The sequence below is a fragment of the Streptomyces sp. NPDC046308 genome (assembly GCF_055588065.1).
The window spans coordinates 1-10,207 of record NZ_JBVJFB010000017.1 but is presented as its reverse complement, the minus strand read 5'-3'; the positions used below and the strand labels follow the sequence as shown (position 1 = coordinate 10,207).

Sequence of the window (10,207 nt, the reverse complement as noted above, 5' to 3'; positions counted from 1 at the left end):
GATTTTTGGCACGCTGTTGAGTTCTCAAGGAACGGACGCTTCCTTCGTACTCACCCTCGCGGGCTTTCCTCCGGGCTTTCGTTCTGTGTTCTTGCTGTGTTCTTGCGTTTCCGACTCTATCAGACTCTTTCGGGCCCGATTTCCTCGGTGCTTTCCAGGTCCAGCCGCTTTCGCGCTTTCCCTTTCCAGCGATTCCGACTCTATCAGAAGTTCTCCACCGGATTTTCCCGCTTGGATTCCTGATTGAAGAGTCGGCTACGCCCCACTGGAATTCAATTCCGTGATGGGGGCGAGAGATAGGTTAAACCATCGCTGCCGAACTTGTCCAGTTCGAGGCAACCGTTCGAATCTACCTCCCCACGCGCTCCGTGTCAACGGTCTTCGCGGGACGACGAGGAGACTAGCAGCTCAGCAGGCCCGTACGCACATCAGGCTGCGGTCGGGAGGGTCGCCGTCCGGTCCGCGGCTTCCACGTCGCCCACCTCACCCGCGCGGGAGGCCCGGCCGCCCAGGACGAAGACGTAGGCCAGGAAGGCGGCCTCGGCCACGACTCCGATGGTGATGCGGGCCCAGGTGGGGAGGCCGGACGGGGTCACGAAGCCCTCGATCAGGCCCGAGACGAACAGGACCACCGCGAGCCCGATGGCCATTCCGAGGGCCGCCCGCCCCTGTTCCGCCAGAGCGGTGCGGCGGGTGCGGGGGCCCGGGTCGATGACCGTCCAGCCCAGGCGCAGGCCCGTCCCGGCGGCCACGAAGACGGCGGTCAGTTCGAGCAGGCCGTGCGGGAGGATCAGCCCGAGGAAGACGTCGAGGCGGCCGGCGGAGGCCATCAGACCGAGGCCGACTCCGAGGTTGGCCATGTTCAGGAACAGGATCCAGAGCACGGGGAGCCCGAGGAAGGCGCCCAGGACGAGACAAATCGCGGCCGCCTGGGCGTTGTTCGTCCAGACCTTGGCGGCGAAGGAGCCCGCGGGGTGGCTGGAGTAGTACGTCTCGTACTCGCCCCCCGGCTGCGTGAGCGCCTTCAGGTCCGCCGGTGCCCCGATGGCGCCCTGGACCTCGGGGTGCGTGGCTATCCACCAGCCGATGAGCACGCCGAGAGCCGTGGACAGCAGCGCGGTCGGTATCCACCAGCGGCGGCTGCGGTACACCGCCGCCGGGAAGGCCGCGGTGAAGAAGAGGGCGGCGTCGCGCCAGCCGGCCCGGCGCGTACCGGTCACCGTGGCACGGGCGCGGGCGACCAGCTGGGTCAGCCGGCCCGTGAGCATCGGGTCGGGGGCGCTGGACTGGAGCAGGGAGAGATGGGTGGAGGTGCGCTGGTAGAGCGCGACGAGCTCGTCGGCCTCCTCACCGGTGAGCTTGCGGCCGCGGCCCAGGAGCTGCTCCAGGCGGTCCCATTCCGCCCGGTGTGCCGTCACGAAGACGTCGAGATCCATCCGGTTGCCGCTCCCCTGCCCCAGGTCACCTGCTGCTGCCTACTCCTCGTGTGGTCAGCTTGGCAGACTGGAGGCCGACGGGGCGGGGCAGGTCACATGAGAGGTGCTGCGGTGAGCGATCTGGTGACGGGGGACGCGGTCGTCCTGGGGCTCAGGCCCGCGAGGCTGCCGAGCCGCGGGCTGGCGATCGTCCTGGACCTGATCGTGTACGTCACCGGGTACGTGCTGCTCTCGGTCGGCCTGGCCCTCGCGACCTCTTCGCTGGACGACGCCGCCCAGGCGGCGGTGGGGGTGGCGAGCTTCCTGCTGTTGATGGTCGGTGTGCCGATCGCGGTCGAGACGCTGTCCCACGGGCGCTCCCTGGGCAAGCTCGCGTGCGGCCTGCGGGTGGTGCGGGACGACGGTGGGCCGATCCGGTTCCGGCACGCGCTGGTCCGCGGGGCCCTGGGAGTGGTGGAGCTGCTGCTCACCTTCGGGACGGTGGCGTGCATCGCCTCGCTGGTCTCGGCGCGCGGCCGGCGGCTCGGGGACGTCTTCGGCGGGACGCTGGTGGTCCGCGAACGGGTGCCGGGGGCCCGGGTGATGCCGGTGCCTCCGCCCCCGCCGTGGCTGGCCGGGCGGTTCACGGGGCTGGACCTGTCGGCGGTGCCGGACGGGCTGTGGCTGGCGATCCGGCAGTACCTGACGCGGATGAACCAGCTGGATCCCCAGGTGGGCGCCGCGATGGCGGCGCGGCTCGCGGACGATCTGGTGGCGCGTACCGGGGCGCCGCCGCCGGTGGGGGTGCCGGCCGCCGCGTTCCTGATGGCCGTGGTGCACGAGCGGCAGACGCGGGACGCCGCCCGGGCCTTCGGCGCCGGTCCCGGTGCGCCCGGGGCGCCCGGGGTGCCCGGGGTGCCCGGGACGGTGGCGGGCCTGCCCGGGACGGCTCCGGGGACGCCGCCCGCGTGGGGGCACCCGGCTCCCGCGGCGCCCGTACCCCAGGCGGGTCAGCCGGCCCCGGTCCCGGGCGGGGCGCCCGCCGCCCCCGTGGTGGCGCCCGCTCCGACGGCTCCGGGGCCGCCGCGGCCCGCGACCGGGTTCGCGCCCCCGGCGTGATCGCCTAGCCTGCACGGCATGTCTGCGAATATCGCCTTCACCTTCCGCGTCACCGGCATCGACGACGAGGCCCGGGCGCGGGCGGTCGTCGAGGAGCTACGTGAGCTGATGCGGGACGAGAGCATCGGCGACCAGGTGAGCATCGGCATCGTGGCGGAGCGCGGCGGGCACGTCGTCACCGGCGGGACCGACTTCCCGGTCTCCGTCAGCCGCGCCCACCTCTGGTGCCCGGAGTTCGAGAAGTCCCTCGCCTGGTACGCGAAGGAGGCCGCGCCTTCGGCGATGTGCGCGGTCGAGTGGAGCTACCCGGACGAGCAGCACTGACGCGTGGCCCCGCCGGGGAGTGCCGGGCCACTTCAGTCCTCGGGGAAGGCCGACGGCGGGGTCTCCAGGTGTTCCAGCTCGATGCCGGGGGCCGAGAGGACCACGTCTCCGGCGAGGTGGACCGTGTGGACCTCGCCCGTGTCCAAGGCGCTGACCTGGTACTCGTCCACCAGGAGCGGGCCGCTGTCGGTCGGGTGCTCCTCGCGGCCGAGCAGGGCCCACGCCTGGTCGACCGTACGGGGGGCCAGGACCGGGTCGGTCAGGGCGAGGAGCCGGACGCGGGTGGCGGGGGCGCCGGGGGTCAGGCGCAGCAGGCGGGCCGTGGCGACGAGGAAGGCCGGGGAGGTCCCGGTGAAGCCGGGCGCGGCGATGTTGCCCTCGGTGGCCTCGGCGCCCGTGGGGTCGGTGCGGACCCAGGTGACGCCGTCGATGGCGGCCCCGCGGACCTGCCAGCTCGCGGCGTTCACTTCGAGGCGGATGGGGCGGCCGAGCTCGTCGATCGCGAGGTCGACGGAGCCGCGGTGGTCGCCGTTGGGGGCGGTGAGCTGGGAGACGTAGCGCCAGCCGGAGGGCCCGGTGGCGCAGTGGAAGTGCTCCTCGCCGAGGGGGGTGTGGTCGTGCGGGTCGTGGAGCGAGTAACGGCCGCGGGGCATGGTGCGCACACTTCTTGGGATCGAGGGGTCGGGGCGTCGGGAGGGCTTCGGGGGCGGGGCGTCGGCGGGTCGAGGGATACGGGGCAGGCCCCCGGCACGGGTGCCGGGGGCCTGCTTCACTTTCTGCCGCCGCTGATCAGGCGTTGTTCAGGAGCCGATCAGGAGCTGATCAAAGGGTGATCAGTAGCGGTAGTGGTCCGGCTTGTACGGGCCCTCGACCTGCACGCCGATGTACGCGGCCTGCTCCGGGCGCAGGGTGGTGAGCTTGACGCCGAGGGCGTCGAGGTGGAGGCGCGCGACCTTCTCGTCGAGGTGCTTGGGCAGCACGTACACGTCGGTCGGGTACTCCTCGGGCTTGGTGAAGAGCTCGATCTGGGCCAGGGTCTGGTCCGCGAAGGAGTTCGACATCACGAACGAGGGGTGGCCGGTGGCGTTGCCCAGGTTCAGCAGGCGGCCCTCGGACAGCACGATCAGGACCTTGCCGTCGGGGAACTTCCACGTGTGGACCTGCGGCTTGACTTCGTCCTTGACGATGCCCTCGATCTTCGCGAGACCGGCCATGTCGATCTCGTTGTCGAAGTGGCCGATGTTGCCCACGATCGCCTGGTGCTTCATCTTGGCCATGTCGGCGGCCATGATGATGTCCTTGTTGCCGGTGGTCGTGATGAAGATGTCAGCCGTCTCGACGACGTCGTCGAGGGTGGCGACCTGGTAGCCGTCCATCGCCGCCTGCAGCGCGCAGATCGGGTCGATCTCGGTGACGATGACGCGGGCGCCCTGGCCGCGCAGCGACTCGGCGCAGCCCTTGCCGACGTCGCCGTAGCCGAAGACCACGGCGGTCTTGCCGCCGATGAGGACGTCGGTGGCACGGTTGATGCCGTCGATCAGCGAGTGGCGGCAGCCGTACTTGTTGTCGAACTTCGACTTCGTCACGGCGTCGTTCACGTTGATCGCCGGGAACAGCAGCGTGCCCTCGGCCATCATCTCGTACAGGCGGTGGACACCGGTGGTGGTCTCCTCCGTCACGCCGCGGATCTCGGACGCGAGCTGGGTCCACTTCTGGGGGGACTCGCCGAGGGTGCGGTTGAGCAGGGTGAGGATGTGGGCGTACTCCTCGGAGTCCGCGGTGGACGGGTCCGGGGCCGCGCCGGCCTTCTCGAACTCGACGCCCTTGTGAACGAGGAGGGTGGCGTCACCACCGTCGTCGAGGATCATGTTCGGGCCGCCGGTGGGGGTGTTCGGCCAGGTCAGCGCCTGCTCCGTGCACCACCAGTACTCCTCCAGCGTCTCGCCCTTCCAGGCGAAGACGGGGATGCCCTGCGGGTTCTCCGGGGTGCCGTTCGGGCCCACCGCGATGGCGGCGGCCGCGTGGTCCTGGGTGGAGAAGATGTTGCAGGAGGCCCAGCGGACCTCGGCGCCGAGGGCGGCCAGCGTCTCGATCAGGACCGCGGTCTGGATCGTCATGTGCAGCGAGCCGGTGATGCGCGCGCCGGCGAGCGGCTGCGCGTCGGCGTACTCGCGGCGGATCGACATCAGGCCCGGCATCTCGTGCTCGGCCAGGGTGATCTCCTTGCGGCCGAACGCGGCAAGGGACAGGTCTGCGACCTTGAAGTCCATGGGTGCTGCTCCTCATGGTTCGAGAGGTGGGTACGGCTGGTCCGTGCGCCGTCCTGGGGACGGGACACCGAGCACAGTCCGTCGGGGGTCCTCTCTCCCCTCGGCCGGTCGCGAGGACCGCCCGACCCGCCATCAGCAGCGACGCCTGACACTGACGTCGAATCTACACCGATCGGTGGAGTGAGCCCCAGTCAGACCAGGAAGAAGGCGTCTTCCCGCGGTCACCGCGTGCCCCCGGGGATCGCGCCCGCGTACATGGCCGCGGAGAAGAACCTGCATATGACAACGATGTCAGTGAGGGCGCGCGAGCCGCTGATCACGGCCCCGACCGCGTTCCGTACGATGCGGCGGCACGGAACCGGATCGAAGGGGTGGGCGGATGGCACGCAGGCGGGGCCGCAGACGGGGCATCGGGGCGATCGTGCTGCTGGTGGCGGGTGGGCTGCTGGTGCTGGGCGGGACGGTCTACGGGGCCGTGTCCGACGGGCACTCGGAGGTGGCCTACGAGAAGCACCGCGTACAGGGCGAGAACATGCGGCCGACGTACGCGGCGGGGGACAGCGGCTGGTTCTCCATGGGGGCGGCGGGCGAGGAGCTGGAGATCGGACGCGGGGACGTGGTGCTCGCGGCGGTTCCGCAGTGGCGGGCCGGCGGGCTCCTGCTGTCGCGGGTGGTGGCGCGTGGCGGGGACCGGATCGAGCACCGGCGGGGCGAGAGCACGCTGCGGCTCAACGGGGAGCCGCTGGACGAGCCGTACGTCCTGGACCGGTCGGTTCCGGCGGTCATGACGTTCGACGTGACGGTGCCCGAGGGGCGGTTGTTCCTCATGGGTGACAACCGCGGGAACTCCGTGGATTCCTCGATGCACCTCTCCGCGGACGGCGGCACCGTCGCCCTGTCGGCCATCCGCGGCGAGGCCGTCGTGGAACCGACGGGGCTCATCGTCGCGGGCGGCCTCGCGGTCGTCGGCGCCGTCGTGTTCCTGCTCGGCGGTGTCTTGGGGATCGTGGCGCTGGTGGCGCGCCGCGGGAAGCCGGCGCCGGCGCAGCCCGCCTGGGGTCTCCCCGCTCCCGCTGCCTCGGACTGAGGCGCGGCGCCCGCGGGGCCGGGTGCGCGAAGGCCCCCGCGGGCCGGTGCTCGCGGGGGCCTTCTGAACGTCCGTGGTGGGTTACTCGGCGGCTTGGGGGCGGTAGATGTCCGGCTCCAGGTAGATCACGCGGGCGATCGGGACGGCCGCGCGGACGCGGGCCTCGGCTGCGTCGATCGCGTTCGCCACCTCGGTCGCGGTGTCGTGGCCCTCGACGGCGATCTTGGCGGCGACCAGCAGCTCCTCCGGGCCGAGGTGCAGGGTCCGCATGTGGATGACGCCGGTGACGACGTCCCCGTCGACGAGCGCGGCCTTGATCTTCTCGATCTCTTCGAGGCCCGCGGACTCGCCGAGCAGCAGGGACTTGGTCTCCGCGGCCAGGACGATGGCGATCACGATGAGCAGGGCGCCGATGCACAGGGTGCCGATGCCGTCCCAGACGCCGTTGCCCGTCAGCAGGGCGAGGCCGACGCCGCCGAGCGCGAGGACCAGGCCGACGAGCGCCCCGAGGTCCTCCAGGAGGACGACGGGCAGCTCGGGGGCCTTGGCCCGCCGGACGAACTGGGTCCAGGTCTGCTTGCCGCGGATCTCGTTCGACTCCTTGATCGCGGTGTGGAAGGAGAAGGACTCGGCGATGATCGCGAAGACGAGCACGCCGACCGGCCAGTACCAGGCCTCGATCGGGTGCGGGTGGTTGATCTTCTCGATGCCCTCGTAGATGGCGAACATGCCACCGACGGTGAAGAGCACGATGGAGACGAGGAAGGCGTAGATGTAGCGCTCGCGCCCGTACCCGAAGGGGTGTTGCGGGGTCGCCTGGCGCTTGGCCTTCTTTCCGCCGAGGAGCAGCAGCCCCTGGTTTCCGGAGTCCGCCAGCGAGTGGACGCTTTCCGCGAGCATCGACGAGGATCCGCTGAAGAGGAACGCCACGAATTTGGCTACAGCGATGGCGAGGTTGGCGGCGAGTGCCGCCACGATCGCCCTGGTACCGCCCGACGCGCTCATGGGTGCAGGATGTCCTTCCTAGCCACTGACTACCGGCCGCACATTGTTGCAGCCGACGGGGCGGACGCCACGTCAGACCACCACGGTGGCACGGAAGACCGTCCCGTTTCCGGACAGTTCGACCTTTTCGCCCGCCGGCACGAAAACCGATTCGCCGGGGGCCAGCGGGAGTTCGCCGGCCGTCACCGAACCGGCCGTGCAGAGCAGGATCTGCGGGGCGTCGTGCGACAGCGCCCGGGAGGCGCCGCCGGGTGCGAGGAGGAAGCGGGAGAGCCGGAACTCGTCGATGGGGCTCTCGTAGACCTCCTCGCCGCCGTCGCCCTCGGGGCGCAGCACGTTCGGGTCGCCCGGCTCGAAGCGCGCGATCTTCAGCAGTTCGGGCACGTCCACGTGTTTCGGGGTGAGTCCGGCGCGCAGCACGTTGTCGGAGTTGGCGAGGAGCTCCACGCCGAGGCCGTCGATGTAGGCGTGCGGGACGCCCGCACCGAGGAACATCGCCTCGCCGGGCTGGAGTCGGACGTGGTTGAGCAGCATGGCCGCGATGACCCCCGGGTCGCCCGGGAAGTGGTGGGCGAGGGTGGCGTACGGGGCGTACGGGCCGCCCAGGCGCTCGGCGGCGACCGCGGTCTCGTGGACGGTGTGGGCCATCTCGGCGCGGTCGGCGGTCAGTACGGCGGTGAGCATCTCGCGCAGGGCCGCCTCTTCGGGGTGCGCGTGCAGCAGGTCGACGTACGGCTTGAGGCTGTCCACGTCCAGGCCCGCGAGGAGTTCGGCGGCGTCCAGCGGCGCGCGGAAGCCGCACAGTCCGTCGAACGCGGTGAGCGCGCAGATCATCTCGGGCTTGTGGTTGGGGTCCTTGTAGTTGCGGTGCCCGGCGTCGATCGGGACCCCGCGGCGCTCCTCGTCCTCGAAACCCGCCTTGGCCTGGGCCTGGTCGGGGTGGACCTGGAGGGAGAGCGGCGCGCCCGCGGCGAGGATCTTGAGGAGGAAGGGCAGCCGGGGGCCGAACTTGGCGACGGCGGCGGCGCCGAGCTCGCCTTCTGGGTCGGCGGCGATGACGTCCGAGAGGGCGACCTGGCCGGCGCCGCGGTCGAGGCGGGAGGGGGCGCCGGGGTGGGCGCCCATCCACAGCTCGGCCTGGGGCTCACCCGTGGGTTCGACACCGAGGAGCGCGGGGAGGGCCGTGGTGGATCCCCAGGCGTAGGGGCGGATCGTGTTCGTCAGGCGGTCCATCGTCGTCTTCCTGGATAGAGCCGGGGCAGGTGCGTATACCTCAGCCGTGTCCCCCGGAGGCCAACGCCAGGTAGGCGGTGGCGAAATCCGTGACGGCGAGGAGTTCGGCGAGCTGCTCCAGCTCGACCCCCTCCTCCGGTTCGAGCTCGCTGATGGCCGTGTCGTGGCTGAGGGCGAGCTCGCGTGCGGCGGGGGCGGCGGTCAGGCCCCCGGCCGGCCGGTCACGCAGCAGGACGACGCGGGCGCGGAGGGCCTGGGGCTCTTCGACCCGGTCACGGAAGAAGTCTTCGGGGTCGGCGCCGGCCGCGAAGGCCCCGGCGAGCAGGATGCCGTGGGCGGGCAGTGCCTCGGGGAGCGCGGCGGCCAGGGCGGGGCGGCCGGCGAGCTCGGCGAGGGTGGCGGCGAAGCGGCGGCCGGCGGGTACGGCGCCGGCGCCCTCGCTCCAGATGAGCGGGAGGGAGTCGGCCAGCTCGGCGGCGAGGGTCTTGGCCGGGTTGGAGTAGGTGGCGATGGCGGGCCCGCAGCGTTCGGCCGTGCGGTCGAGCCGGTCGGCGACGAGCTGCAGGGTGTCGGGGGCGGCGGTGATCAGGCCGACCTTGTCGAGGAGCAGCAGCAGGGGGGTGAGCAGCGCCCACAGGGCCCCGGGGCCCGCGGCGGCGGACTCGTCGTACTCCTGGTACGGGGCCTTGGCCATCGGTACGAGGAGCCCGTGCGCACCGTCCACGGCCTCGCTCAGCGGTGAGCGCTCGGGGGCGACGGCGACGACGGTGCAGCCGCGCCGGTACGCCTGCTCGGCGAGGACGGCCAGCCCGGGCTCGGTGCCGTCGGTGGTGGCGATGAGCAGCAGGTCGATCGGGCCGGCCCAGCCGGGCAGGGCCCAGCGCAGTGCGCCGGCGGCGTGCGCGACGCCGGTGGGGTCGAGCCGGATCACCGGCGCGGAGGCGCCCGCGAGGGCGCCCAGCAGGTCGGCGACGCCCGTGGCGGCGGTGCCGGGGCCGGCGATCAGGACCGCGCGGGGGCGGCCGTCGGGCCGCAGCTCCGCGAGGCCCGCCTCGTTCGCGTGCCGGGCCGCGGTACGGACTCTCGCCCCGGCCTCGGCCGCGCCGCGGAGCAGGCCCCGTCGGTCGACGCGGGCGAGATCGTCCGGTGCGTCGAGGAGCGACTCGTCGAGCATGGCGGCCTCCGGCGGTGTTGACGGATCCAGGGTGGCGGAATTGATCAGGCGGGGCGGCGGGCCTCGTCGACCAGGAGCACCGGGATGCCGTCGCGGACCGGGTACGCGAGGCCGCAGTCCTGGCCGGTGCAGATCAGCTCGGGGGCCGTCTCGTCGGCCGACTTGTCCTCGAGGGGCGAGTGGCAGGCGGGGCAGGCGAGGATCTGCAGGAGGCCGGCTTCGAGCGGCATGGGGCGGTTCCCTTCGGGCATGCGGATGGTTCTGGGGTGGGGCGAGGTCAGCGTACCGCCGAGTCACCTCCGGTGCGGGCCGGAGTGGGGTCGGTGGATCCCGCCGGAGTGATGGGTGCGGCGCCGTGCCCGGGGGCGCTGCCCCCGGACCCCCGCGCCTCAAACGCCGGCGGGGCTGGATGGTGACGGCCGGCGCTGAATGTGCGCCGGAGTCAGGGGCGGAAGTTGTTCCGCCCCTGACCGGCGGCGCTGGGCTCAGCCGCGGATGAGGGCCAGGACCTCGTCGCGGACCTTCGCCAGGGTCGCCTCGTCGCGGGCCTCGACGTTCAGCCGCAGCAGGGGTTCGGTGT

Annotated in this window: 11 protein-coding genes; 3 read left to right on the top strand and 8 right to left on the bottom strand. The window is 72.1% G+C overall.

Features of this window, described 5'->3' with window-relative positions; genetic code table 11:
* Positions 1 to 428: 428 nt before the first annotated feature.
* On the bottom strand, positions 429 to 1,436 hold the full coding sequence (locus tag ACZ6JT_RS35215; RefSeq protein WP_469216295.1) for a stage II sporulation protein M: 1,008 nt from the start codon (positions 1,434 to 1,436) through the stop codon (positions 429 to 431).
* 111 nt (positions 1,437 to 1,547) lie between these two features.
* On the opposite strand from ACZ6JT_RS35215, the gene ACZ6JT_RS35210 reads away from it, so the two are divergent.
* Positions 1,548 to 2,534: an RDD family protein gene (locus ACZ6JT_RS35210; protein WP_469216293.1), complete on the top strand. Its 987-nt coding sequence runs from the start codon at positions 1,548 to 1,550 to the stop codon at positions 2,532 to 2,534.
* A gap of 18 nt (positions 2,535 to 2,552) precedes the next feature.
* Positions 2,553 to 2,858 carry a hypothetical protein gene (locus tag ACZ6JT_RS35205; protein WP_469216291.1) on the top strand — a complete coding sequence of 102 codons (306 nt, stop codon included), beginning with the start codon at positions 2,553 to 2,555 and terminating at the stop codon, positions 2,856 to 2,858.
* A gap of 32 nt (positions 2,859 to 2,890) precedes the next feature.
* Here the strand turns inward: ACZ6JT_RS35205 and ACZ6JT_RS35200 are convergent, their stop codons facing one another.
* Positions 2,891 to 3,511 (bottom strand): hypothetical protein, encoded by a 621-nt coding sequence (locus ACZ6JT_RS35200; protein ID WP_469216284.1) that lies wholly within the window; start codon positions 3,509 to 3,511, stop codon positions 2,891 to 2,893.
* Between the two features lie 180 nt (positions 3,512 to 3,691).
* Positions 3,692 to 5,128, bottom strand: a complete 1,437-nt coding sequence (gene ahcY, locus ACZ6JT_RS35195) for an adenosylhomocysteinase (protein ID WP_469216282.1) — start codon at positions 5,126 to 5,128, stop codon at positions 3,692 to 3,694.
* Positions 5,129 to 5,507: 379 nt separating this feature from the next.
* Between ahcY and lepB the strand changes: the two genes are divergently transcribed.
* Positions 5,508 to 6,215, top strand: a complete 708-nt coding sequence (lepB, locus tag ACZ6JT_RS35190; RefSeq protein WP_469216281.1) for a signal peptidase I — start codon at positions 5,508 to 5,510, stop codon at positions 6,213 to 6,215.
* A gap of 81 nt (positions 6,216 to 6,296) precedes the next feature.
* On the opposite strand, the gene ACZ6JT_RS35185 is transcribed toward lepB, so the two are convergent.
* From ACZ6JT_RS35185 to ACZ6JT_RS35165, 5 genes are all read right to left on the bottom strand, one after another.
* Positions 6,297 to 7,220: a cation diffusion facilitator family transporter gene (locus ACZ6JT_RS35185; protein WP_469216279.1), complete on the bottom strand. Its 924-nt coding sequence runs from the start codon at positions 7,218 to 7,220 to the stop codon at positions 6,297 to 6,299.
* A gap of 72 nt (positions 7,221 to 7,292) precedes the next feature.
* Positions 7,293 to 8,453, bottom strand: a complete 1,161-nt coding sequence (gene manA / locus ACZ6JT_RS35180; protein ID WP_469216277.1) for a mannose-6-phosphate isomerase, class I — start codon at positions 8,451 to 8,453, stop codon at positions 7,293 to 7,295.
* A gap of 40 nt (positions 8,454 to 8,493) precedes the next feature.
* Positions 8,494 to 9,627, bottom strand: coding sequence for an SIS domain-containing protein (locus tag ACZ6JT_RS35175; RefSeq protein ID WP_469216276.1), 1,134 nt, complete (start codon positions 9,625 to 9,627; stop codon positions 8,494 to 8,496).
* Between the two features lie 44 nt (positions 9,628 to 9,671).
* Positions 9,672 to 9,857 carry a Trm112 family protein gene (locus ACZ6JT_RS35170; protein ID WP_030015246.1) on the bottom strand — a complete coding sequence of 62 codons (186 nt, stop codon included), beginning with the start codon at positions 9,855 to 9,857 and terminating at the stop codon, positions 9,672 to 9,674.
* A 255-nt stretch (positions 9,858 to 10,112) separates the two neighbouring features.
* A partial coding sequence (locus ACZ6JT_RS35165; protein ID WP_469216297.1) for a hypothetical protein occupies positions 10,113 to 10,207 on the bottom strand: 95 nt, incomplete at its 5' end.